Here is a 23,906-nt window from a genome sequence, read left to right on the forward strand (position 1 = left end):
TATTCGTTAGCCCTTGTGCGACGCTGAACAGTTTATTAGTGCGCATGCGTGTTTTTCTGGCCACCACCATCCTGACCATATAGTTATAATGCATTGAAATTTAGAGAAATAAATGCCGTCTACGCGATGCGCTTTGCCAGAAAAACGCGCATTGTGAGCCAAAGGCACTTATGAATATCCGGTCTCAGCGAAGTCCGCTCAGGGTCGAAAGCCGATATTGCATATACCACTTCGCACAAGCCTTCCTCTCCCCTGAGGCGCGTCTCAGCCTCTCAAACAAAATCTTCTTAGCCTTAACGCTAGCAGATAAACCTCAGCCCCGTCATTAGTCATTAGCCGCGCATTGCGGTCTTCTGCCACGCCTAGAGCCTATTCGCTCATAACGCCCTTTAGCTTCTATCACCAAAACAAAAAACCAATGCGGTGAAGCAAGGCTAGCACGGTCAACTGCATCGGCACGTTACGTCTTGCTACGGTGAAGCAACTGCTCACCTCGGCTTCATTTCCTTATGCTGAACACGGTAAGCTTGGCGGCAACACCGCTGCTAATGGCTAAAAATCAACGATGACTTCCCATTGGATACTTGGCCCTGGGGCCATTGGTCGCCTGTTGGCGCATTCGCTTTCACCCTTCACTGACGCCACTTTGATTGGCCGACGTGCACTGCCTCAACAACAACGCCTGACCACCCCTGAAGGTGAAGAACGAACTCAGCGGCTGGAGAGCGTTACGGTTGCGGAACTGATCTCTCATCCACTGCCCGCACCTGGGTTTGTACATCTCACCACCAAAGCCATGGCCGCCGAGGCGGCGCTTGCCAGCATTGCTGATGTGGTTGCGCCCACGACTCCGCTGGTGCTGTGGCAAAACGGTTTTTTAGCACAACCACGTATTACACAAACGTGGCCTGGGCCAGTGCTGTGCGCGACCACTACTCAGGGCGCTTATCTCACTGGAGATGATGGCGTGGTTCACGCAGGGCGCGGGCCGACTTTTATTGGTGATTTAGATAATCAGCACGCGGGATTGGAGAAGACGTTAGCGGCGCTATTGAGTGAGGCAGGCTTTACCGCAACGGCGGTGAGCGATATACGCCAACGCTTGTGGCAAAAATTGGCGGTGAATGCGGCGATAAACCCATTGGTCGCGCTCAATGGCGTGCGCAATGGTGAGCTGCGCGGTGATGCTTATGCAGGCCGTTTGGCAGCGGTGGTCAAAGAGGTCGCGGCGATTCTAAAGCAGGAAAACATTGCCCCCCCGAATGGTGGCGAAGGTGAAGACGCGTGGTTGGCGCTTGTGTGGCAGGTGGTGGAGAACACCGCTAACAATAAGGCCTCGATGTTGCAGGATGTTGAGGCCAGGCGTCCCACCGAGCGCGGGGCGATTTTAGGGCCGTTGATTGATAGCGCCGAGCGCCATGGTTTGCCGTGTGGGGTGTTGAAGGAGCTCGATAGCGAATTGGCTAAATTGGAGGCGGAGTTTTAGGGAAAATTTAGTGGCTAAATCATCGCGCGCTAAAGCGCCCTCCCACAATATTAAATTGCCCTTATTTACGGTGCTGTCAGGGCTGTGCTGTGCCACTTACAACCGCTGCGCCGGGCTGCCATTGCGGGTGCGCTTCGCTTACCACGCACTACGAAACCCGTATGCTCCATCGCATAAATGCACGATAAAGCCCGTGTATTTTGCTGATTAGCAAACTGTAGCGCGCTAAAGCGCCCTCCCTTCATCAGGAAGGGCCGCTATCTATATCACGTTACAGGAATCATCACTACGTTCTGAAAGGCGGGGCGTTCTGCAAGCTGTTGGTACCAGCGCTCCAGGCTGGGGCGCCGCTGCCAGGTTAACCCAATGTTCCATAAATTATAGATAAAAGGCGCTAAGGCGATGTCGCCGAGGCCAAATTCATCGCCGGAAAACCAGGGTTGGCTTTGGTTTGCCAGCGCGTTATCTAGCAGTTCGAATGACCTTTCACAGGCTAGCATTCCGGCATCAATAGCATCGTTATCACGCTCTTCCGGCGGTGTTCTTACGAACCCCTGCAAAATAACGCGGTGCCTGGGCGAAAGCGTATTGTTCGCCCAGTCCATCCATTTCTCTGCCTGGGCGCGCTTGGCGGGGTCATCTATCCATAAGTTACCTTGGCCATACTGCGCAGCCAAGTAGCGGATAATGGTGTTGGATTCCCATAACACGCTATCGGTAGCGTCGTCTTTGAGTAGCGGCACTAGCCCATTGGGGTTCATGGCCAAGTATGCCGGAGTATTGTTGACCCCGTGCTGCATTCCTGCCGGAATTTGCTCAAACGTCAATCCGAGTTCTTCGAGTACCCAGCGTACTTTTTTGACGTTAGTCGAGTTATTGCGGCCCCAAAGCGTAATCATGGCAGTCCTTTTATCTGAGCATACATCTGAGCATACATCTGAGAATAGCGAAGAGAATGAGTGTGCCCGCCCTTGAGGCCAGTGGCAAGGGGCGGCTTATGCCGCCCTCTCGCGGGTGCCTCATGTTGATCGTTCCGCGCAAAACTCGTTACCACGCGCTACACCACCACTTGCTCCTCACCATTTTTCATTCACGCCTTAGGCCTCACTCCTTATCTTGATAAAACTGCAGCAGGCTGGAGAAGTCGAGTTTGCCGTTGCCACCTGCTTTATGCAGGGTGAATAGCGAACGTGCGGCAGAGCCCATGGGCACTGGTGAGGCACTTTGCTGGCTAACATCCATGGCGAGACCCAGGTCTTTAATCATCAGGTCTACCTGGAAGCCGCCTTGATAGCCCTTCGAGGCGGGGGCATTTTCCATCACGCCGGGGTACGGGTTGTAAACGTTTAGCGCCCAGTTTCCTCCAGAGCTTTGTTTCATGATTTCGGAAAGCACCGCTGGGTCCAGGCCATTTTTCACGCCCATATTGATCGCTTCGCAGGTGCCCGCCATCAGAATGGAAAGCAGCATGTTGTTGCACACTTTGGCCACCTGACCTGCACCGTGGTCGCCGGCGTGGAAGATATTCTTACCCATCACCTCGAGCACGGGCTTAGCCTGTTCAAATTGTGCCGCGCTACCGCCCACAATAAAGCTCAATGTGCCGGCCTGCGCTCCGCCTACCCCGCCAGACACAGGCGCGTCGACAAAGCCAACACCTTTCTCAGCGCCAGCGGTAGCCACGCTGCGGGCGGTATCCGCATCAATAGTCGAGCAGTCAATCACCAGAGCGCTCTTTTTGATGACATCAAACAGCGGCTCGTCGCCATCCACATACAGCCCACGCACATGTTTGCCTGCGGGCAGCATGGAAATAATAAAATCTGCGTCGGTGGCCGCTGCTTTTGCAGAGGCTGCTACTTCACAGCCTTGGGATTTAGCTGTTTCCAAGGCTTGTTTAGAAAGATCGAACGCGCGAACGTTAAAGCCCGCTTTCGCCAAGTTGGCCGCCATGGGGCCGCCCATATTGCCTAAACCGATAAACGCAACAGTGGTCATCTTTATTGTCCTTGTTAGAAAATTGATGGGGAAATGGGTTGAAGAAATAGCTTAGTGAAGATCCGCCAGAGGGCTCTTTTGCCACGGCGAAGCCAGCAGCTCATCGATAAAAGTTTGTTCGACGGACGCGACATCTGAGTATTTCCAGGCAGGCTTACCGTCTTTATCGACCAACAGCGCACGTACGCCTTCGGGGAACTCCTGATGGCGGCAACACTGCACTGAAAGCGCCAGCTCAAACTGAAACACCTCAGCCAACGACATGTGCTTGGCACGCTTTAGCTGCTCATCAATCAGCTTCACTGATACGGGGCTGCCGTGGGAAAGCGTTTTCTGCGCTTTGCTGAACCATTTGTCATCACTACGAACCGCCAATACGGCATCCACGGCTTGCTCAACCGTATCGTGATCCATTAGCTCACGAATCAATGCGGCGGATTTTTGAACCGGCGATTCCAGCTCGGCAAATACCTCTTGAGACGCTTGTTCAAACTCGCGCAGCACGCTGTTAACCACACCATGGGCGTCAGTTTGCTTTCCTTCTCCCCAGGTGGCATCCATCAGTTTTTGAGCAAGGTCTGCGCGGTAATGGCTAGCAATCGCGCGATCGGCAAGGCCGAGATGAACGGCATCTGGCGCGTTTATTTGGCTGCCTGTCATGGCTAAAAAGCGTCCGGTACCATTTGGCAGGCGGTTTAAAAACCAGCTAGCGCCAACGTCCGGGTAAAGGCCAATCGTCACTTCTGGCATCGCCAGCCGAGAGGTTTCCGTCACGATTCGGTGGCTGCTACCGCTAAGCAATCCCATTCCCCCACCCATCACAATACCGCTGCCCCAGCAAATGACCGGCTTGGGATAGGTGTGGAGCAGGTAATCCAGGCGGTACTCGTGTTCAAAGAAGCGCTCAGGAAAATCTGGTTCGCCGTCACCTTTAATCGCTTTATACAGATTGACGACATCGCCGCCTGCGCAAAACGCTTTTTCTCCGGCGCTATCCAGCAGAACAGCAACAACTCGCTCGTCGGTTTGCCACGCTTTCAAGCGCGGCAGAATTTCTTCAATCATCTCTAACGTCAAGGCATTCAGCGAACGCTCGGCGTTAAGCTTGATCTCGCCAATAACATGGCCATCTTGGGTGGCGTGTTCAGCAAACAGTACGCTACTCATTCCATTGTCCTTGTAGTTGGCTACAGCTCAGAGGCACCATCAGAGAGCACGCGACGGGAAATAATCAGCCGCATGATTTCGTTAGTTCCTTCCAAAATACGGTGTACGCGAGAGTCACGCACATAGCGCTCCATCGGATACTCTTTAATGTAGCCGTTGCCACCATAGAGCTGCAGCGCCTCATCACACACCTTGAAGCCGACATCAGTCGCAAAGCGCTTAGCCATGGCGCAATAGGTAGTGGCATCGGGGTGGCCAGCATCCAGTTTTGTGGCTGCCATACGCACTAGCTGGCGAGCCGCGACAAGCTCAGTAACCATATCCGCCATACGGAACTGAAGCGCCTGGAAGTCTGCCAAACGCTTGCCAAACTGCTTACGCTCCAGCATATATTCACGGGCTTTGTTGATCGCCTGCTGGGCGGTGCCGATTGAGCAAGTAGCGATGTTGATACGACCGCCATCCAAGCCTTTCATGGCAATTTTAAAGCCGTCACCTTCGTTGCCTAACAGGTGGTTGGCGGGAACGCGCACATCTTCAAAGGTAATCATGCGGGTTGGCTGACTGTTCCAGCCCATTTTGTCTTCCTTACGGCCGTAACTAATGCCGCTTGCTTTCGCATCAACCGCAAAGGCAGAAACGCCGCTGGGGCCTTCGCCCCCAGTACGCGCCATCACCACCAAAAAGTCGGTGCTGCCGGCGCCAGAGATAAACATCTTGCTACCGTTGAGTATGTAGTCATTGCCATCACGCTTGGCGGTGGTTTTAAGCGAGGCCGCATCAGAGCCTGCATTGGGTTCAGTTAAGCAGTAAGAACCCAGCAACTCGCCAGTGGCGAGCTTTTCGCCCCACTGTTCCACTGCTTCAGAGGTGCCGAAGTCAGCCAGCATCCACGTCACCATATTATGAATGGTGAGATAAGCGGTGGTTGAGGTACAGCCCATGGAAAGCTGTTCAAAAATAATGCTGGCATCTAGGCGGGAAAGACCAAGCCCGCCAACGCGCGCTGGCGCGTAAAGTGAACAAAAACCTAACTCCCCCGCTTTGCGGATAACATCAACAGGAAAGAAGGCTTCTGCATCCCACTGTGCAGCGTGGGGCTCTAACTCGTTCTGGGCGAATGCCCGAGCCATATCGGAAAAAGCGACCTGGTCTTCACTTAACTCAAAATTCATGGCGAATCTCCGCAGCATGCGTCGCTGAACAGCCTTTGAGCAGGCTGGGCAGCTTGGCGTTTGCTATTATCTTTATTAGCCGTTGGCGTTATTGGCAATTGTCTTTACTGGCTATCGTCTTTACTGGCAATGTTGACGTTTACGTTAACTTATATTCTTACTCTGACAGGTGCAACCGGCTTAGCTCACTACCTTTGGCGTAGAGGCGTGATTTGGGCAGAAAAAAGGGTGCCCTAGGGCACCCAATCATCGGACAGAACCGGTTATTTGAAATTTTTGCGATACATTTTGGTGAGCTCACCCACAATGCCGCTGCGGAAGCTAAGTACGCAGACAACAAAGATAATCCCCAGAATGACGCTTACCCAGTTACCCAACGGCGACTGTGCCAAAATGTGCTGCAGGCTAACCACAATGCCCGCACCCATAAGGGGCCCAAGCAGTGTGCCTACCCCACCCAGCAGCGTCATTAGGATAACTTCACCTGACATGTGCCAGTGTGCATCGGTTAGCGACGCCAGCTGAAACACGACGGTTTTGGTAGACCCCGCCAACCCGGCCAGCGCCGCAGAAAGCACAAACGCCAGCAGCTTATAAGCATCAACGTTGTAGCCCAGCGAAATAGCACGCGGCTCATTTTCACGAATCGCTTTAAGCACCTGCCCAAAGGGGGAATGCACGGTGCGTTGGATTAGCGCAAAACCAAATATGAAGATGGCAAAAACGAAGTAATACATCGCCAAGTTGCTGCTTAGACTGATCACACCAAACAAGTCACCGCGTGGCACGCCGTGCAGACCATCCTCACCACCGGTAAACGATGACTGAACAAAGACGAAAAACATCAGCTGAGCCAGTGCCAATGTCACCATGGCAAAATAAATGCCCTGACGCCGGATCGAAAGCACCCCGAATAACAGCCCTAACAGGGTTGCCATTAAGGTGCCCGCAATAATCCCCACCTCTGGCGTTAGCCCTGGATAGCTTGCCAACAAGTAGCCGGTAACATAACCACCGGTGGCTAAAAATGCCGCGTGCCCGAACGAGAGCAACCCCGCATAGCCCAGCAACAAATTAAAGGCGCAGGCAAAAAGCGCGAAGCATAGAATTTTCATTAGAAAAACGGGATAGGCCAAAAAAGGAGCGACTAACCCGATGGCCAAGAGTGCTATATAAAACATGTTACGGCGCATTTTGGCCCGCTTCTGTCGCTCTTTTACGGCTGATGGCGCATTGAGTGCTTGAGAGTCTGCCATGGTTATGCCTCCTTACCGAACAGCCCAGCGGGGCGTAACATGAGCACCAATATCATCACCAAGAAGATCACGGTATTGGAGGCTTCGGGGTAATACACTTTGGTTAAGCCTTCGATGATCCCCATACCCAGGCCAGTAAGAATCGCACCTAGAATAGATCCCATTCCACCAATGACGACCACCGCGAACACCACAATCAGCAAGCTTGACCCCATGGTCGGTGATACAGGATATAGCGGCGCTGCCAACACCCCCGCAAAAGCGGCTAGCGCTACGCCAAAGCCATAAGTAAGCGTAATCAATAGCGGTACGTTTACCCCAAACGCTTGCATCAGCTGGGAGTTTTCAGTACCTGCACGCAGATAAGCCCCCAACCGGGTGCGCTCAATCATAAACCAGGTAAATAGACACATGGCCAGTGCCGCTACCAGCACCCAGGCACGGTAGGTAGGCAGGAACATGAAGCCTAGATTCAGGCCGCCTTGCAGTGCTTCAGGAGTCGCGTACCGCGCACCCGAAACGCCAAAGAAATTTACCAGCGTGCCTTCAAAAATTAGTGCCAACCCGAAGGTGAGCAGCAGTCCATAAAGATGGTCTAAATGGGCAATGCGACGCAGTAAAAAGCGCTCCATTAACATGCCGAAACCACCCACCACCAGTGGCACCAGAAACAGCGCCAGCCAATAGTTGATGCCTAAATAGCGAAAGCCTAGCAGTGCGGCGAAGGCTCCCAGCATGTATTGCGCCCCATGGGCAAAGTTGACGATCTTCAGTAGGCCGAAGATGACCGCCAGACCCAAGCTAAGCAGTGCGTAAAAGGCTCCATTCACAAGCCCAAGCGTTAGCTGGCCCATGAAAACGGCTAATGGCACGCCGAATATCATCGTCATTGTATGACTCTCCTCGCCGTCAAGCGGTTGGTGGCAAGTTGCCACCAACCAGTTCTAACGTCACTTGCGGTTGTTATTCGACTTAGTTTTGAACCAGTTTGCACTGGCTATCAGAGAGCGGACGGTAGGCTTCATCGGCAGGAATGGTGCTGAGGATTTCATACAGATCCCACTCACCGGTAGACTCTTCCGGTGTTTTCACTTGGGCAAGGTACATGTCATGAATCATACGACCATCTTCACGAATGGAGCCGTTACGCGCAAAGAAGTCTTCAATAGGCATATCAGCCATCTGGGCGCGTACAACTTCAGGGTCGTCGGTTCCCGCTGCTTCTACGGCTTTCAGGTAGTGCATGGTGCTTGAGTAGATACCCGCCTGAACCATGGTGGGCATACGGCCAACTTCTTCAAAGTAGCGCTCAGACCATTCACGAGACTCTTCATCCATGTTCCAGTACCAGCCAGTGGTTAGCAGCAGCCCTTGGGTGGATTCCAGACCTAGCGCGTGAACATCGTTGAGGAAAATCAATAGGCCTGCTAGCTGCTGGCCGCTCTGCGTGAGACCGAACTGGCTAGCGGTGGTGATCGCGTTAACAGTGTCGGCGCCAGCGTTAGCCAAACCAACAATCTTCGCACCAGACCCTTGGGCCTGCAGGATGTAAGAGGAGAAGTCGCTTGTCGGGAACGGGTGACGCACGCCGCCAACAATCTCGCCGCCATTGGCTTCAACTACGTTGGTCACATCAGCTTCCAGCGCATGGCCGAACGCATAATCAGCGGTTAACAAGAACCAGCTGTCGCCGCCCTGCTCTACGACTGCTTTTGCGGTACCGTTCGCCAGCGGGTAAGTATCGTAAACCCAGTGGATGTGGTTTGGCGTGCAGTGTTCATTGGTAATGCTTGATGCCGCAGAACCCGACACAATGCCCAGGCCATTGTTTTCTTCAAGCACTTTAGTGACGGCAATAGACACCGAGGACGCCACTAGGCCACCCACCATGTCGACGTTACGCTGGTCGATCCACTCACGTACCGTGTTAGCACCGACGTCGGCACTGTTACGATCATCAGCACTAAAAATCACGATGGGCGAGCCGTTAACACTGCCACCAAAATCAGCAACCGCCATTTCCATGGCTGTTTCGCCACCTGGGCCAGCTAAGTCACGGTAAGTACCTGACATATCTGCCAAATAACCAATGCGTACCTCATTATCGCTAATTTCAGCGTGAGCGGTTGAGACTGCCATAGTAGAAGCGGCGGCAACGGCGATGCTGGCGGTCAGCGTTTTTTTCATAAAGGTCATGTTCGTCTCCTGGCCCTTGAGGCCTTTGTTGTTGTGTTACGACGTACGAATGAAATACTTACAGAGCGTTTAGTGTTGTTAATGCTGTAGTGCACATACTGCGAAGCTGATGCTGCGTTTATGATCTAGATTGGCGTTATACCCCCAGCATAGTGTTGAGATGGTCTCGACGTGACGGAAGCTGCTCAGCGCTAATCTCTTCAACAATTTGGCCGTGATCCATTACAAAATGGCGATCTGCCAGCGGCGCTGCAAAACGGAAGTTCTGCTCCACCAGAACAATGGTCATACCGCGCTCTTTCAGTTGAATAAGCACTTCGCCAAGTTTTTGCACAATAACGGGGGCTAAGCCTTCGGTAATTTCATCGAGCAGCAAAAGACGCGCACCGGTGCGTAGAATGCGTGCCATGGCAAGCATCTGCTGCTCACCGCCAGAAAGCCGCGTCCCCTGGCTTCTGCGACGCTCGTAAAGGTTAGGAAACATGCCGTAGATTTCATCTAGGCTCATTCCACCAGAGCGAACTGTCGGTGGAAGTAATAAATTCTCGTGCACATCCAAGCTGGCAAAAATACCGCGCTCTTCGGGGCAGTAACCAATACCAAGCCTTGGAATATGGTGCGCCTTCATATTCAGCGTTTCGTTGCCATTAATCACAATCGAGCCGGTGCGACGCCCGACCATATTCATAATGGACTTCAGGGTAGTACTACGTCCCGCGCCGTTGCGACCCAGCAGCGTAACCAGCTCCCCACGCTTAACATCGAAATTCACGCCATGAAGTATGTGCGATTCACCATAGAAAGCGTGCAAGTCTTGCACTCTCAGCATTTCTAGCGTTTGGGAATCGGCTAGCTCGTTGGTTTCATAGGCTTCAGCGGTATTCATACGGCAGCCTCCTCTTCAGCAGCTTCACTGCCCATATAAGCCTCGCGCACTAATGGATTGCGGGAAACCTCTTCATAGTTACCTTCGGCCAACACTGCGCCGCGGGCTAATACCGTAATACGGTCACAAAGCCTGCTAACCACGCTCAAATTGTGCTCCACCATCAAAACGGTGCGCCCTTTCGAGACACGCTTAATCAGCGCGACGATACGGTCAACATCCTCAGCCCCCATGCCCTGGGTCGGCTCGTCCAACAGCATCATCGTAGGATCAAGCGCCAGCGTGGTGGCAACTTCCAGTGCGCGCTTACGGCCGTAAGGCATTTCTACCGTTAATGTATCGGCGTATTCACGCAGGCCTACCTCATCAAGCAGCTCTAACGCACGCTCATTAAGGTGATCTAGCGACTTCTCTGATTTCCAGAAGTGAAACGATGTGCCTAATTGACGCTGTAGCGCTACTCGGACGTTTTCCAGCGCCGTCATGTGCGCAAACACCGCTGAAATTTGAAATGAGCGCACGAGACCCAGCTGTGCGATCTCATTGGATTTCTTGCTGGTAATGGGCTTACCGCGATAAAGAATTTCTCCACGTGTGGGCGGCAGAAACTTGGTTAGCAAATTAAAAACGGTGGTCTTTCCAGCACCGTTGGGGCCAATCAGGGCGTGAATATGCCCTTCCTGAACTTGAAGATTAACGTCATCCACGGCGGTAAAACCGCGGAATTCTTTGGTCAGCCCTCTGGTCTCGAGCACTGGCCCATTAAGAACATCGTCTGCACGCATGGAGTGGTAAGCCTCTTTTTGTTCTTGTGTTCGGGTGTTCTTGTATCCGGGTGTTGGGTGCTGACATTTCACCAACTGCGTCACCAAGTGAAACTCGTTAGCCGGCAACACACCCTTACCTGAACGTAAGGTGTAGGTGCAAACTAGCAATCACTTGAGGGGTATTACAATTACAACTTTGGTCTACGCTTCTTTAACGTTTCTTCACATTAACAATCTAAATTATTATTTTTCAATAGCTTATAAAAAAATCAAGGAAAACAAAAAAGCACAACTACTGCTTTACGTTAACGTAAACTTGTTTTAGCCTCATGGTCAGTGTTCCATAGGGACATTCCCCTATCGACGAGAACAATGATCATGAGCAAAACCTACACGATCAGTGAATTGGCCAGCGAGTTCGACGTTACCACTCGAAGCATTCGCTTCTATGAAGATCAGGAGTTACTCCACCCTGCTCGCCGTGGCCAAACACGCATCTACAGCAGCAAAGATCGCGTGCGTCTGAAATTAACGCTACGCGGTAAACGACTCGGCTTTTCCTTAGCAGAAATTCGCGAACTCTTTGAGCTGTGGGATGAAACCCGCAGCGGCAGCAAAAAGCAGCTGCATTTGATGCTAAGCAAAATCAGCGAGCGTAAATCGGCTCTAGAACAACAAATGAAAGACATCACGATGGTGCAGCTGGAACTTGAAAGCGCTGAAATCCGCTGCCGCCAGGCTCTTGAAGAACTCAATGAAAAACCTTCTTTAACGACGAAAAGCTCCCTTTAACAATGACAAGGTGATTGACCATGTTTTCACACTATTCAGAACTCAATTTCGGCCTCGACGATGAACTGAACATGCTGCGCGAGCAGGTCAATGCCTTTGCCGCTAGCGAAATTGCCCCGCGCGCTGCTGAAATCGACCGCAACAACGAATTCCCAAATGATCTGTGGAAGAAGTTTGGCGACATGGGTCTATTGGGGATTACCGTATCTGAAGAAGATGGCGGTAGTGGTATGGGCTATCTTGCCCACTGTATTGCGATGGAAGAGATTTCCCGGGCAAGCGCCTCTGTCGCACTCTCCTATGGCGCGCACTCAAACCTGTGTGTCAATCAGTTAAAGATCAACGCCAGCGCTGCACAAAAAGAGAAATACCTGCCCAAGCTGATCAGCGGTGACCACGTAGGTGCACTGGCAATGTCAGAGCCAGGTGCGGGGTCTGATGTCGTGTCAATGCAGCTACGCGCCAAGCTGGATGGCGATCATTACATCCTTAACGGCAACAAGATGTGGATCACCAACGGTCCTGACGCCGACGTATTAGTGGTGTATGCCAAGACCGACCCGGAAGCAGGCTCTAAAGGCATTACAGCATTCATTATTGAAAAAGGCATGCCTGGCTTCACTACGGCACAGAAGCTCGACAAGCTGGGTATGCGCGGCTCTAACACCTGCGAACTGGTTTTCCAAGACTGCAAAGTACCGGTTGAAAACGTACTGGGTGAGGTCGGTAAAGGGGTTCGCGTTCTCATGAGCGGTTTGGATTATGAGCGCACCGTTCTGGCTGCTGGTCCTATTGGTATTATGCAAGCCGCCATGGACGTCGTGCTGCCCTACATTCATGAGCGCAAGCAGTTCAACCAGTCGATCGGCGAGTTCCAGTTGGTGCAAGGTAAAGTGGCGGATATGTACACCACGCTGAACGCTTGTCGCGCCTACTTATACGCCGTTGCCGGAGCCTGCGACCGCGGCCAGACCTCGCGTAAAGACGCAGCGGGCGTGATTCTTTACTGTGCAGAGAAAGCCACCCAAGTTGCCCTAGATGCCATTCAGCTGCTCGGCGGCAACGGCTATATCAACGAGTACCCCACCGGTCGCCTTCTGCGCGATGCCAAACTGTATGAAATTGGCGCGGGCACCAGCGAAATTCGCCGGATGCTGATTGGCCGCGAACTCTTCACCGAAACAAAGTAAGGGCCGCGCCATGAGCACACTCTCTACACAGATCAATCCCCGCAGCGATGTCTTTCAAAGCAACGCAGCATCCATGCTGGGGGAAGTTTCCAAGCTACGAGAATTGACCGCTGCCGTCGCCCAAGGTGGCGGCCCCAAGGCGCGTGAACGCCACGAGAGCCGCGGCAAGCTATTTGTGCGTGACCGTATCGATCACTTAATTGACGAAGGCTCGCCATTTTTAGAGTTTTCCGCCCTGGCAGCCCATCACGTTTACGATAGCGACGTGCCTGCGGCAGGCGTGGTAACGGGCATTGGCCGGGTATCTGGCGTTGAGTGCGTGATTGTGGCCAACGATGCCACGGTAAAAGGCGGTACGTATTTTCCGCTCACGGTGAAAAAGCACCTGCGCGCCCAAGAAATCGCCCGTAAGCACCGTTTACCGTGCATCTATCTAGTCGATTCAGGCGGCGCATTCTTACCCCGCCAGGATGAAGTGTTCCCCGATCGCGATCACTTCGGACGCATCTTCTATAACCAAGCCACCATGTCGGCAGAGGGCATCCCGCAAATAGCGGTGGTCATGGGCTCCTGCACGGCTGGCGGTGCGTATGTACCCGCCATGGCGGATGAATCAATCATCGTTAAAGAACAGGGCACGATTTTCCTGGGCGGCCCGCCGTTAGTGAAGGCGGCCACGGGCGAAAACATTAGTGCAGAAGACCTGGGCGGTGCAGATGTGCACGCCAAAATCAGCGGCGTAGCCGACCACTACGCTGAAAATGATGCCCATGCTCTGCAGTTGGCGCGCGCTTGTGTATCCCGTTTAAATTGGCAAAAGCGCGGCAAATTAGCCATGCAAGCGCCCAAACCTCCCAAACTCGATCCCAGCGAACTTTACGGCATTGTTGGCACCGACCTTAAAAAGCCTTACGACGTTCGCGAAGTCATTGGTCGAATTGTCGATAGCTCTGACTTTGATGAGTTCAAGCGCTACTACGGCGACACCTTGGTAACCGGCTTTGCACATATCCACGGCTATCCGGTTGGCATCGTGGCGAACAACGGCGTGCTGTTTTCAGAGAGCGCGGTAAAAGGCGCGCACTTTATCGAGCTTTGCGCCCAGCGCAAGATTCCGCTGGTGTTCCTGCAAAACATTACTGGCTTCATGGTCGGCTCTAAGTACGAGCATGAAGGCATCGCTAAGCACGGTGCGAAGTTAGTGACTGCCGTAGCATGCGCCAAAGTACCCAAGTTCACCGTTTTGATTGGCGGCAGTTTTGGCGCAGGTAACTACGGAATGTGTGGTCGCGCTTATGACCCCAACCTGCTTTTCATGTGGCCCAACGCGCGTATTTCGGTAATGGGCGGCGAGCAGGCGGCAGGCGTACTCTCGCAGGTCAAACGTGAGCAGTATGAGCGCGATGGCCGCGAGTGGAGCAAAGAGGAAGAAGAGGCATTTAAACAGCCAACTCGCGACCAGTACGAGCACCAGGGTCACCCCTATTATGCTAGCGCCCGCCTATGGGATGACGGCGTCATTGATCCACTTCAAACCCGCGACGTATTAGGGCTTTCTCTAGCCGCGGCCATGAATGCTGAAGTAGAAGAGACGCGCTTCGGCGTGTTCCGGATGTAAGGGCGAACACTATGGCTTACTCAACGCTACTGATCGAAGAAGGCGTGGCGCGCCTGACGTTAAACCGCCCAGAGGTGCATAACGCCTTTGACGACAGCCTGATCGCTGAACTAAACGCCCATCTAGACGAATTGCACGCGCTGGCCAACGCCGGTGACGTTCGGGTGGTGGTGCTTGGCTCTGAAGGTAAGAGTTTCTCTGCGGGCGCTGATCTCAACTGGATGAAGCGCATGGTCGATTACGGCTTGGAAGACAACCTAGCGGACTCACGCAAACTGTCAGCGCTTATGTTCGGGTTAGACACCCTGCCTTGCCCTACCGTTTGCCGAGTTCAGGGAGCGGCCTTTGGTGGCGCGGTGGGTCTAGCCGCCTGTTGCGATCTGGTAATCGCTTCAGATAAAGCTAAATTCTGCCTGTCGGAAGTCAAAATTGGCCTATCGCCCGCGGTGATTAGTCCCTATGTTCAGCGCGCGCTTGGCGAACGCCAAATGCGCCGTTACGCACTCACTGCTGAAGTGATGGATGCGCCAACAGCGATGGCGCTCGGCTTGGTTCACCAAGTGGTGGAACACGATGCCTTGGATAGCGCCGTAGACGCCATGCTCGACACCCTGCTGGGTGGCTCTCCACAAGCCCAACGGGCAACCAAAGCACTGCTGGCAAGCGTGGCTCAGGCACCCGACAGCGACGCCACCCGAGAACACACCTGCCAAGTGATCTCCAAACTGCGGGTGAGCCAAGAGGGTCAAGAGGGCTTAGCTAGCTTTTTTGAAAAGCGCCGCCCTGCCTGGACGCAACCGTCTGGCCTTCAAGAACCCAACACTGCTGCGGAGCCACGCTCATGACGCTTGACCTTACTAAATTCGACACGTTGCTAGTGGCTAACCGCGGTGAAATTGCCTGTCGCGTAATGCGCACCGCCCGCCGCATGGGGCTGAAAACGGTTGCCGTTTATTCAGATGCCGATGCCACGGCTCGCCATGTACGCGAGGCCGATGAAGCCGTTCGCTTAGGCCCTGCCGCCGCCCGCGAAAGCTATCTTAATGTTGATGCGGTTATCGATGCCGCCAAACGCACTGGCACTGGCGCCATTCACCCCGGCTACGGCTTTCTTTCAGAAAACGGTGGGTTTGTTAAAGCCCTTGAGCAAGCGGGCATCATCTTTGTTGGCCCCCCTGCGTCGGCAATTGCCGCGATGGGCGATAAATCTGCCGCGAAAGCGCGTATGGCCAATGCGGGCGTACCGCTAGTGCCTGGGTATCATGGTGACGACCAGGATGATGCGCTGCTGCGCAGCGAAGCCGACAAAATCGGTTATCCAGTGATGTTGAAAGCCAGCGCCGGTGGTGGTGGTAAAGGCATGCGCGTGGTTGAAAGCGGCGAAGGATTTAAGGCAGCGCTTGATGGCTGTCGGCGCGAATCCAGCGCCGCTTTCGGCGACGACCGTATGCTGATTGAGAAATACCTAGTGCAGCCTCGTCACGTCGAAGTACAGGTATTCTGCGACCGCTACGGCAATGGCGTGTACCTATTCGAGCGGGATTGCAGCGTGCAGCGCCGCCATCAGAAAGTCATAGAAGAAGCGCCCGCCCCTGGCATGACGCCCGAACTGCGCAGTGCGATGGGCGATGCTGCCGTTCGCGCGGCAAAAGAAATTGGCTATGTGGGCGCAGGTACTGTGGAGTTTCTGCTCGATGCCGACGGCTCGTTCTACTTTATGGAAATGAATACGCGCCTGCAGGTTGAGCATCCCGTTACTGAAATGATTACCGGCCAGGATTTGGTCGAATGGCAACTGCGCGTTGCGATGGGCGAACCACTCCCCTGCACACAGGACGAGCTCACCATCACCGGCCATAGTTTTGAAGCGCGCCTGTATGCCGAAGACCCGGAGCAAGATTTCCTACCGGCTACCGGTTTGCTGACTCGCTTCGCCTTGGATTTAGAAGGTGCCGACTTAGATAGCGATCGGGTGCGTTTAGACAGCGGCGTGGAAAGTGGCGATGTGGTTTCCATGCACTACGACCCCATGCTGGCCAAACTGATTGTTCACGGCGCTGACCGTGATGCGGCGCTGGCCACTCTCAACCGCGCGTTGGCGGCGCTGGATGTACAGGGCGTGGTGACGAACCGCGCCTTCCTGCAACGCTTGGCAAATCACCCCAGCTTTAAAAACGTCGAGCTAGACACGCGTTTTATCGAACGCAACGAAGCCACACTGTTTGCTCCGCGCAGCTACTCTACCGAGGCGTATGCCAGCGCCGCGCTGATCGGCCTGAACCAGCTGGCCCAAGAGTGCGAGAGCGACTCTCCCTGGGATCGCCATGACGGCTTCCGCTTGAATGCTCCCCATACCATTCGTATTGCGCTGTGTGACCCGGCAAGTGCACAGGCAGCCGACAGCGACGAAGCGGTGGTGATTGTTGAAGGTAAGCGCGAAAGCGGCGAATCGCTGTGGAATCTGACCATTGGTGATCAAACGTTGACCGCTAGCCTACAATCGCTGACAGGTGATGCGGTCGCCGTCACGCTAAACGGCCACCGCCGCCGTCTACAGGCACGCCGCGATGGCCATATCGTGGTGATGGCTGAACCCAGTGGCGAAACACGCCTCTTCTGGCGACGCATCGATGCCATTGACCACGGTCACCATGAAGCGGAATCAACGCTGACTGCCCCCATGAATGGCACCGTTGTCGCGCTGCTGGTAGAGCCTGGCGCGGCGGTCGAGAAAGGCATGCCGTTGATGGTCATGGAAGCGATGAAGATGGAGCACACCATGACCGCGCCTGCCGATGGTAGCGTGGAGACGTTCCACTTCCAGTCGGGCGATACCGTGAGTCAAGGTGACGTGCTACTCGACTTTGCCCCCAACGAATAGGAGCTAACCGATGGCACTGCCGACGTCTATTAAACTGTTTGAAATGGCCCCCCGCGATGGCCTGCAAAACGAACCGGGCACCCTGGTGCCCACCGCCACCAAAATCGAACTGATCGAACGGCTGGCGAATGCTGGCCTTACCCATATTGAAGCCGCCAGCTTTGTCTCGCCAAAATGGGTACCACAAATGGGCGATGCCAGCGAGGTAATGCGCGGTATTGCCCGCAAACCCGGCGTGGTTTATTCGGCGTTAACGCCTAATCTGAAAGGTCTGGAAGGAGCACTGGCAGCCGGCGTTGAGGAAGTAGCGGTATTTGGTGCAGCCTCTGAAGCGTTTTCTCAGAAAAACATCAACTGCTCGATTGCTGAGTCGCTGACACGCTTTGAGCCAGTGCTGGCGCGCGCCAACGAAGCAGGTGTGCGGGTGCGTGGTTATGTGTCTTGCGTACTGGGCTGCCCCTATGAAGGGGATATTTCACCGCAAAAAGTTTCCGAGGTAGCCAGCGCACTTTATGAGATGGGCTGCTATGAAATCTCCCTAGGTGACACCATTGGTGTCGGCACGCCGCTAGCCGCTAAGCGGATGATTGAGGCTGCCCGCCAGCAGGTGCCCATCGAGTATTTAGCGGCCCATTTCCATGACACCTATGGCATGGCGCTAGCTAACTTATATGCCGTAATGGAAGAAGGCGTGAGCGTGATTGACGCAGCGACTGCAGGGCTTGGTGGCTGCCCTTATGCCAAAGGTGCATCCGGCAATGTGGCCACGGAAGACGTACTTTACCTGCTGGAGGGACTGGGCATTAACACCGGCATAGACCTCCAGGCAGTGATTGATACGGGCGTCTGGATCACTCAGCAGCTTGGTCGCAAGCCCAGTTCTAAAGTCGCGTTGGCCAAAAGTACGGTTAGCTAATAATAAATATAGAAGCCAACTGCTTTCTTCCCGTTGAGACAAAAAAAACAGTTCGGAGAGACATCCATGGCATCACCTGCACACACCCTACCTAGCTACACCAGCAGCACCGCAGATAAGCCGCTGCTGGGCATGACCATTGGCGATAAATTTGATCAAATCGCCGCACAGTATCCCGACAACGACGCGCTAATCGCCCTTCATCAGAACATTCATTGGAGCTACCGCCAGCTTCAGGAAGAAGTTAACCGTTGCGCACGTGCGTTGCTGGCCATTGGCGTAAAAAAAGGCGACCGGGTTGCCATCTGGGCACCAAACTGCTGCGAATGGACCCTAACCCAGTTTGCCACCGCCAAGATTGGCGCGATTTTAGTCAACATTAACCCCTCTTATCGTACTCATGAGCTGGACTACGCGCTTAATCAATCCGGTGCGCGCTTTTTAGTCACTGCCAATCAATTCAAAAGCTCTGATTACACCGCCATGCTGTTTGAGCTCGCGCCTGAACTAAACAGCAGCGCAGAGGGTCAGCTAAAATCACAAAAGCTGCCTGATCTTGAGTGCATCATTAATCTGAGCACTGACAAGCATAGTGGTATGTGGCGCTGGGAAGACTTCATTAACGAAGCCAACAAGGTCAGCCAGACGGATGTTGATGACCTGCAGGCCACGCTACAGTTTGATGACCCGATCAATATTCAGTACACCTCGGGCACAACGGGCTTTCCGAAAGGCGCGACGCTCTCTCACCACAACATCCTCAACAATGGCTTCTTTGTTGCCGAAAGCATGGGCTTTACCAGCGAAGACCGCTTGATCATCCCCGTACCGCTCTACCACTGCTTCGGCATGGTGATGGGTAACCTGGGCTGCATGACCCATGGCGCGGCGATGATTTATCCGGATGAAGGGTTCGACCCCGGTAAAGTGCTAAAAGCGGTACACGAGCAAAAAGCCACCGCGCTTTACGGCGTACCCACTATGTTCATCGCCGAACTAGAGCACCCCGACTTTGCCACTACTGATTTTTCCACGCTGCGTACCGGTATTATGGCGGGTTCTATTTGTCCTGCAGAAATCATGAAGCAGGTCATCGAAAAGATGAACATGAAAGGCGTACAGATCGCCTACGGCATGACAGAAACCAGCCCGGTTTCCACCCAAACCGGCGCTAACGACACCATTGATAAGCGCGTTTCCACCGTTGGCCGCACCCAACCCCACCTGGAAAGCAAGATCGTCGATCCTGGCAACGGCGGCATTCTGCCCCGTGGTGAAATTGGCGAGTTATGCACCCGTGGCTACAGTGTGATGCTAAAGTACTGGAACAATGACAAAGCCACGGCTGAAGCCATTGATGAAGCCGGTTGGATGCATACGGGCGATCTTGCCACGATGGACGAGGAAGGCTACATCCAGATCGTTGGCCGCATTAAAGACATGGTGATTCGCGGCGGTGAGAATGTATACCCTAAAGAGATCGAGGAGTTTTTATACGCCCACCCTGCGATTTCAGAAGTACAGGTCACCGGTGTTCCGGATAAGAAGTATGGCGAAGAGTTAATTGCTTGGGTGAAACTCAACAGCAGCGCAGGAGAAGTCACTGGAGAAGACCTTCGCGAGTACTGCAAAGGCAAAATCACTCACTTTAAGATTCCTCGCTACTTTAAATTTGTTGATGAGTTCCCGATGACGGTAACCGGTAAAATTCAGAAATTTAAAATGCGCGAAATTTCTATCCAAGAGCTTGGGCTTGAGGATCAAAAATAACCCTTTACTCAACGCCGGCCCGTGGTCGGCGTTAATTTTTGTAAGGTATTGAGACACCAACATGTCCACTCAACAGCAGCTAGCAGAGCATTACCACCAAGGGTTACGCGATGACGCTATCCTTAGCCAAATTCACATCCACTACCCCGATGGCCCGACACTTCACCAACTTGCCCCGCTAGACCAGCTACATATCGGTGGTATTGCCGCCTCTAAAAAGCTGCTTAACCTACTTGATCCTTCACAACATACAAAGGTGCTTGATATAGGCTCAGGCTTAGGCGGATTAATGCGTCAAGGGGCAGCGCTAGGTTTTCAACTTACCGGTTTAGATATCACCCACCGCTTTAACGTACTTAATCAGGCACTGACTAACTTATCGGCTTCTCCGGCAAATTCGTCACTTAGCTGGGTTACCGGAGATGCCTGTGAATTACCCTTTCCGGAGAACACATTTGATGCCGTGCTATTTCAGCACAGCCTGATGAACATGCCCGACCCGGCCCGCGTTATTGCCGAAAGCCGACGAGTGCTACGCCCAGGCGGCAAGCTTGTCATGCATGAAGTCGTTAGTGGTAAAAACTTTGCCGAATTGCGCTACCCGGTTCCTTGGGCAGCATCGCCAGAGCATTCACACTTACTTTCGATGACTGAACTGACTGACTTGCTGGCAGCAAACGGCTTTCAGCTCCAGCGCAGTGAAGATTGGAGCAGCACTGCGCTTGAGTGGCGTCAGCGACAGCGACAAAAAGAGCAAACGAATACCGTCGCCGTGCTTTCTCCGCAATGGGTATTTGGCGAGCGCTTTTTGAAAATGGGTAAAAATCTGCTAGCAAACTTATCAAATAACGCAATTAATGTGGTAGAAATCAGCGCCCGTTGCTAGGCTGATTAAGATAACTTCCTTAGTCAGGGACACGAGGAACGCCAATGAAACGCTTGGCAAGCACCCTGTTTTGTAGTTTTGCTGGTTCCATGCTGCCATTTATGGGCTGTTTAGCCAGCGGCGGAGATACCGACCTCGCCTATGCGTCTCCGAACAGCGAGTTTATGGCCCTGCGCAACGGTGTCGTTTTAGAAGGCAGTGACTTAAGCAGCCTCGATAGCTACACAACAGGTTTCCGCTTTTCGGCCGGCTTTAGCCCATGGCAATTACCACAGTTGGATATTGGTGCTGAAATTGCCTACCGCGAAAGTGAAGAAGTTCCCATCACCTCCAGTGCTGACCCCCTCATCATGGATACTCTCAGCTTAGGCGGAGCGATCGTCGCAGGCGTGCGAATGGGCGCCTTCAGCGTTTACGCTAAGTCTGGCCTCACCGAGTGGCGTGGCGAAACCGATCAACCACTAGCCGACGACGGCGGCACCGCCTTCCTGCAAGGCTTTGGTGCCACCATGACCATCAATCGCTTAGTGAGCCGCGTAGAGTACGAACGCATCGATGCCCCGACCCTCAGCCACCTCAATATGTTAAGCGCCTCTCTGCATCTGCCGTTTTAGCGGTTTTCTTCGGATGCCTGTTCAGGCGACGTCCATACGGGTTCTTCAGCTTGATTTGACTCATCCCAACCGTGCCGCATTGACCTACTCAGCGCCTCTTCCAGTTTCATAAACAGTTCGCCGTAACGCGGGCTAAAGCTAATACCCTCCTCAATCTCTTTCCAGGCTTCAAACAGCTCATCTTCATGAGCATTTTCGTGTTGCTCAAACGAGTCGATCATCTGCTTGGCACGCATAGGATGCACACCCATAGCCGTTAACGTATGGCCGCCTAGCTCCAGCGCAGAGTGATAAACCTCTCTGGTTATATCGTCAGCCCCTGCTTCGCGAAGCTGATACCCATGGCCACGGTCAAATGCACGCGCCAATACCCAAACGTTGGGATAGTAATGCTTGACGTGCTTCACCATATCAACAGCACGATCGCGATCATCAATCGCCACTACCATCACTCGCGCATGCGCAATACCCGCGGTTTCTAGAAGATCTGAGCGACTAGCATCGCCAAAGTAGCTTTTAATCCGAATATGGCGGAGGAGTTCAATTTGCTCAATTTCGAGATCCAAAGCCACGATGGGAATGTTATTGGCGCGCAACAAGCGACATACAACCTGCCCAAAACGACCGACACCGGCGATAATCACCGGCGCTTGCTCTTCGATCTTATCGGCATCGCGCGTATCATTTTTAGCTGTTTGGTAGCGCGGCAACACTAAGCGGTCGTAGGCAATAAACAATAGCGGCGTCGCAAACATGGAAAACGCGACAACAAGCGAAAGTAATTGCGATACATCAACAGGAATAACGTTGCTCTGCACGCTGTAAGTTAACAGCACAAATCCGAATTCCCCTGCCTGAGCAAGGCTTAACGTAAACAACCAGCCATTGCTATCGCGGACCCGGAACAACATGGCTAGCCCGAACAGGATAATGCCCTTTACAACAATAACACCAAGCACTAATACCAGCACAGCTGGCCACTGTGACGTGAGTACCTGAAAGTCGATACCAGCCCCAACCGTGATGAAAAACAGACCGAGCAAAAGCCCTTTAAACGGTTCGATGTTGGCCTCGATTTCGTGCTTGAATTCGCTGTTAGCGAGTACGATACCGGCTAAAAACGCGCCAAGCGCTGGAGACAAATTGACAATCCCCATTAGCGCAGCAATGCCAATGACCAGCATTAAAGCGGCGGCTGTAAATACCTCTCTCAAGCCAGAGGAAACCACGTAGCGAAACAGTACTGGCCCAAGGTAATGCCCACTAATAATTACGATCCCGATAGCCCCAACCACCACCAGCCCGTGGAGCCATGCTGGCATACCCTCGACAAGGCTAAGGCTGCTATGTTCAGCATAACTACCACCTTCTCCCATTAGTTCAGGGAGCGCCAATAGTGGGATCAACGCCAACATTAGGATCACCGCGATGTCTTGAAATAGCAGCACCGAAAACGCGCTACGCCCGCCTTCAGTTTTCGTGAGCCCTTTTTCGTTTAAGGTTTGTAGCACAATCGCCGTTGAGGAAAGCGCGAAAATCAAACCAATGGCCAAAGATGTTTGCCAAGCAAGTCCCAGCCACCAAGCAACAGCGGTACCTGCAGCGGCTGTTATCAGCACCTGTAAACCACCCATCCCTATCAGGCTTACCCGCATGGCCCACAACCCTTTTGGGTCGAGCTCCATACCGACTAAAAACAGCATCATCACCACACCAAACTCGGCGAAGTGCTGAATCGTGGTGGTTTCCTGGCCGACTAATCCCAGCATTGGGCCTATCACCACCCCAGCTACCAAATAACCGAGCACCGAACCAAGTCCAAACCGCTTGGCAAGGGGGACAGCGATTACCGCTGCAATAAGATAGATAAACGCTTGAATAAAATAGTCGGTCATCGGGCTTCCTCAAATTAACACGAATGGCTTGACTTCATTGCGTAATAGGATACCGTACTAGTACGCTAGTACAGCAACTTATTTCCTTAATTTTGTGGCAATACGGTGAACTCACTTTATGTCATTTGATGATGACCATCAGGCTGATTTAGTACGCTATTTACTTGCCATTGATTCGCCAGAAGCAATGGACGAGGCACTCGCCAGCTTGTTAACGCCCGCAGAGTACCAAGAAATCTGCAAACGCCTACAGATTTTTAAGCTTTTGCGTGAAGGAGTCCCCCACCGCAAAATCGCTGAAATCCTGGGCGTCGGTATTGCCACGGTATCCCGCGGTTCGCGCGCTTTAACCACATTACCCTCTTCAACGTTACCTTCATCACTACCGTCACCCACTTCACGGACCGATTAAT

General features: G+C 53.2%; 21 protein-coding genes. 11 read left to right on the forward strand and 10 right to left on the reverse strand.

The annotated features are described in order from the left end of the window. Window positions 1-565 precede the first annotated feature (565 nt). Entirely contained in the window at window positions 566-1,486 is a 921-nt protein-coding gene (locus tag K7H08_RS01885; protein ID WP_231657074.1) for a ketopantoate reductase family protein, read from the forward strand. 266 nt (window positions 1,487-1,752) lie between these two features. On the opposite strand, the gene K7H08_RS01890 is transcribed toward K7H08_RS01885, so the two are convergent. From K7H08_RS01890 to K7H08_RS01930, 9 genes are all read right to left on the reverse strand, one after another. Continuing rightward, window positions 1,753-2,385 carry a glutathione S-transferase family protein gene (locus tag K7H08_RS01890; protein ID WP_231657075.1) on the reverse strand — a complete coding sequence of 211 codons (633 nt, stop codon included), beginning with the start codon at window positions 2,383-2,385 and terminating at the stop codon, window positions 1,753-1,755. 205 nt (window positions 2,386-2,590) lie between these two features. Continuing rightward, window positions 2,591-3,511: a 3-hydroxyisobutyrate dehydrogenase gene (gene mmsB / locus K7H08_RS01895; protein WP_271909935.1), complete on the reverse strand. Its 921-nt coding sequence runs from the start codon at window positions 3,509-3,511 to the stop codon at window positions 2,591-2,593. Window positions 3,512-3,535: 24 nt separating this feature from the next. Beyond that, complete coding sequence (locus tag K7H08_RS01900; RefSeq protein WP_231657077.1) at window positions 3,536-4,651, reverse strand: enoyl-CoA hydratase/isomerase family protein; 1,116 nt, start codon at window positions 4,649-4,651, stop codon at window positions 3,536-3,538. 20 nt (window positions 4,652-4,671) lie between these two features. After that, on the reverse strand, window positions 4,672-5,826 hold the full coding sequence (locus tag K7H08_RS01905; protein ID WP_038485105.1) for an acyl-CoA dehydrogenase family protein: 1,155 nt from the start codon (window positions 5,824-5,826) through the stop codon (window positions 4,672-4,674). A gap of 263 nt (window positions 5,827-6,089) precedes the next feature. Then, entirely contained in the window at window positions 6,090-7,082 is a 993-nt protein-coding gene (locus tag K7H08_RS01910) for a branched-chain amino acid ABC transporter permease (protein ID WP_038485111.1), read from the reverse strand. 2 nt (window positions 7,083-7,084) lie between these two features. Next, window positions 7,085-7,972, reverse strand: coding sequence for a branched-chain amino acid ABC transporter permease (locus K7H08_RS01915; protein WP_038485114.1), 888 nt, complete (start codon window positions 7,970-7,972; stop codon window positions 7,085-7,087). Between the two features lie 82 nt (window positions 7,973-8,054). Beyond that, window positions 8,055-9,278: an ABC transporter substrate-binding protein gene (locus tag K7H08_RS01920; RefSeq protein ID WP_038485117.1), complete on the reverse strand. Its 1,224-nt coding sequence runs from the start codon at window positions 9,276-9,278 to the stop codon at window positions 8,055-8,057. A 136-nt stretch (window positions 9,279-9,414) separates the two neighbouring features. Continuing rightward, a complete protein-coding gene (locus tag K7H08_RS01925) occupies window positions 9,415-10,164 on the reverse strand; it encodes an ABC transporter ATP-binding protein (RefSeq protein WP_038485120.1) in 750 nt (249 codons plus the stop codon). After that, the gene (locus K7H08_RS01930) at window positions 10,161-10,949 is read right to left on the reverse strand and encodes an ABC transporter ATP-binding protein (RefSeq protein ID WP_038485123.1); all 789 of its coding nucleotides are present in this window, start codon (window positions 10,947-10,949) and stop codon (window positions 10,161-10,163) included. The genes K7H08_RS01925 and K7H08_RS01930 overlap by 4 nt, the downstream gene beginning before the upstream one ends. Before the next feature lie 360 nt (window positions 10,950-11,309). Here K7H08_RS01930 and K7H08_RS01935 point away from each other — a divergent pair, with 360 nt between their 5' ends. The 9 genes from K7H08_RS01935 to K7H08_RS01975 all read left to right on the forward strand — a co-directional run bounded on the left by K7H08_RS01935 (window position 11,310) and on the right by K7H08_RS01975 (window position 21,598). Continuing rightward, window positions 11,310-11,723, forward strand: a complete 414-nt coding sequence (locus K7H08_RS01935) for a MerR family transcriptional regulator (RefSeq protein ID WP_231657078.1) — start codon at window positions 11,310-11,312, stop codon at window positions 11,721-11,723. Window positions 11,724-11,743: 20 nt separating this feature from the next. Next, entirely contained in the window at window positions 11,744-12,913 is a 1,170-nt protein-coding gene (locus tag K7H08_RS01940) for an isovaleryl-CoA dehydrogenase (RefSeq protein ID WP_038485126.1), read from the forward strand. Between the two features lie 10 nt (window positions 12,914-12,923). Beyond that, on the forward strand, window positions 12,924-14,531 hold the full coding sequence (locus K7H08_RS01945) for a carboxyl transferase domain-containing protein (protein ID WP_038485129.1): 1,608 nt from the start codon (window positions 12,924-12,926) through the stop codon (window positions 14,529-14,531). 11 nt (window positions 14,532-14,542) lie between these two features. Continuing rightward, window positions 14,543-15,376 (forward strand): enoyl-CoA hydratase/isomerase family protein, encoded by an 834-nt coding sequence (locus K7H08_RS01950; protein WP_038485132.1) that lies wholly within the window; start codon window positions 14,543-14,545, stop codon window positions 15,374-15,376. Continuing rightward, window positions 15,373-17,412, forward strand: a complete 2,040-nt coding sequence (locus K7H08_RS01955) for an acetyl/propionyl/methylcrotonyl-CoA carboxylase subunit alpha (protein ID WP_231657079.1) — start codon at window positions 15,373-15,375, stop codon at window positions 17,410-17,412. Before K7H08_RS01950 ends, K7H08_RS01955 begins: the two co-directional genes overlap by 4 nt. Window positions 17,413-17,422: 10 nt before the next feature. Further along, window positions 17,423-18,328 carry a hydroxymethylglutaryl-CoA lyase gene (locus K7H08_RS01960; protein WP_231657080.1) on the forward strand — a complete coding sequence of 302 codons (906 nt, stop codon included), beginning with the start codon at window positions 17,423-17,425 and terminating at the stop codon, window positions 18,326-18,328. Window positions 18,329-18,394: 66 nt separating this feature from the next. After that, the gene (locus K7H08_RS01965) at window positions 18,395-20,098 is read left to right on the forward strand and encodes an AMP-binding protein (protein WP_231657081.1); all 1,704 of its coding nucleotides are present in this window, start codon (window positions 18,395-18,397) and stop codon (window positions 20,096-20,098) included. A 61-nt stretch (window positions 20,099-20,159) separates the two neighbouring features. Beyond that, window positions 20,160-20,984 carry a class I SAM-dependent methyltransferase gene (locus K7H08_RS01970; RefSeq protein WP_231657082.1) on the forward strand — a complete coding sequence of 275 codons (825 nt, stop codon included), beginning with the start codon at window positions 20,160-20,162 and terminating at the stop codon, window positions 20,982-20,984. A gap of 44 nt (window positions 20,985-21,028) precedes the next feature. Then, complete coding sequence (locus K7H08_RS01975; protein WP_095603111.1) at window positions 21,029-21,598, forward strand: hypothetical protein; 570 nt, start codon at window positions 21,029-21,031, stop codon at window positions 21,596-21,598. On the opposite strand, the gene K7H08_RS01980 is transcribed toward K7H08_RS01975, so the two are convergent. Continuing rightward, window positions 21,595-23,493: a monovalent cation:proton antiporter-2 (CPA2) family protein gene (locus tag K7H08_RS01980; RefSeq protein WP_038485149.1), complete on the reverse strand. Its 1,899-nt coding sequence runs from the start codon at window positions 23,491-23,493 to the stop codon at window positions 21,595-21,597. The genes K7H08_RS01975 and K7H08_RS01980 overlap by 4 nt on opposite strands. A 118-nt stretch (window positions 23,494-23,611) precedes the next feature. On the opposite strand from K7H08_RS01980, the gene K7H08_RS01985 reads away from it, so the two are divergent. Then, window positions 23,612-23,905: a Trp family transcriptional regulator gene (locus tag K7H08_RS01985; RefSeq protein WP_038485152.1), complete on the forward strand. Its 294-nt coding sequence runs from the start codon at window positions 23,612-23,614 to the stop codon at window positions 23,903-23,905. Window position 23,906: the final 1 nt, after the last annotated feature.

This window comes from Halomonas sp. IOP_6, from assembly GCF_021151565.1.
Lineage (GTDB): Bacteria > Pseudomonadota > Gammaproteobacteria > Pseudomonadales > Halomonadaceae > Vreelandella > Vreelandella alkaliphila.

Coding starts and splice junctions, on each gene's coding strand:
- K7H08_RS01915 (WP_038485114.1), bottom strand. CDS start 7,972: ATGACGATGATATTCGGCGTGCCATTAGCCGTTTTCATGGGCCAGCTA.
- K7H08_RS01950 (WP_038485132.1), top strand. CDS start 14,543: ATGGCTTACTCAACGCTACTGATCGAAGAAGGCGTGGCGCGCCTGACG.
- K7H08_RS01935 (WP_231657078.1), top strand. CDS start 11,310: ATGAGCAAAACCTACACGATCAGTGAATTGGCCAGCGAGTTCGACGTT.
- K7H08_RS01920 (WP_038485117.1), bottom strand. CDS start 9,278: ATGACCTTTATGAAAAAAACGCTGACCGCCAGCATCGCCGTTGCCGCC.
- K7H08_RS01900 (WP_231657077.1), bottom strand. CDS start 4,651: ATGAGTAGCGTACTGTTTGCTGAACACGCCACCCAAGATGGCCATGTT.
- K7H08_RS01945 (WP_038485129.1), top strand. CDS start 12,924: ATGAGCACACTCTCTACACAGATCAATCCCCGCAGCGATGTCTTTCAA.
- K7H08_RS01970 (WP_231657082.1), top strand. CDS start 20,160: ATGTCCACTCAACAGCAGCTAGCAGAGCATTACCACCAAGGGTTACGC.
- K7H08_RS01940 (WP_038485126.1), top strand. CDS start 11,744: ATGTTTTCACACTATTCAGAACTCAATTTCGGCCTCGACGATGAACTG.
- K7H08_RS01965 (WP_231657081.1), top strand. CDS start 18,395: ATGGCATCACCTGCACACACCCTACCTAGCTACACCAGCAGCACCGCA.
- K7H08_RS01885 (WP_231657074.1), top strand. CDS start 566: ATGACTTCCCATTGGATACTTGGCCCTGGGGCCATTGGTCGCCTGTTG.
- K7H08_RS01910 (WP_038485111.1), bottom strand. CDS start 7,082: ATGGCAGACTCTCAAGCACTCAATGCGCCATCAGCCGTAAAAGAGCGA.
- K7H08_RS01925 (WP_038485120.1), bottom strand. CDS start 10,164: ATGAATACCGCTGAAGCCTATGAAACCAACGAGCTAGCCGATTCCCAA.
- K7H08_RS01930 (WP_038485123.1), bottom strand. CDS start 10,949: ATGCGTGCAGACGATGTTCTTAATGGGCCAGTGCTCGAGACCAGAGGG.
- K7H08_RS01905 (WP_038485105.1), bottom strand. CDS start 5,826: ATGAATTTTGAGTTAAGTGAAGACCAGGTCGCTTTTTCCGATATGGCT.
- K7H08_RS01975 (WP_095603111.1), top strand. CDS start 21,029: ATGAAACGCTTGGCAAGCACCCTGTTTTGTAGTTTTGCTGGTTCCATG.
- K7H08_RS01980 (WP_038485149.1), bottom strand. CDS start 23,493: ATGACCGACTATTTTATTCAAGCGTTTATCTATCTTATTGCAGCGGTA.
- K7H08_RS01890 (WP_231657075.1), bottom strand. CDS start 2,385: ATGATTACGCTTTGGGGCCGCAATAACTCGACTAACGTCAAAAAAGTA.
- K7H08_RS01985 (WP_038485152.1), top strand. CDS start 23,612: ATGTCATTTGATGATGACCATCAGGCTGATTTAGTACGCTATTTACTT.
- K7H08_RS01955 (WP_231657079.1), top strand. CDS start 15,373: ATGACGCTTGACCTTACTAAATTCGACACGTTGCTAGTGGCTAACCGC.
- K7H08_RS01960 (WP_231657080.1), top strand. CDS start 17,423: ATGGCACTGCCGACGTCTATTAAACTGTTTGAAATGGCCCCCCGCGAT.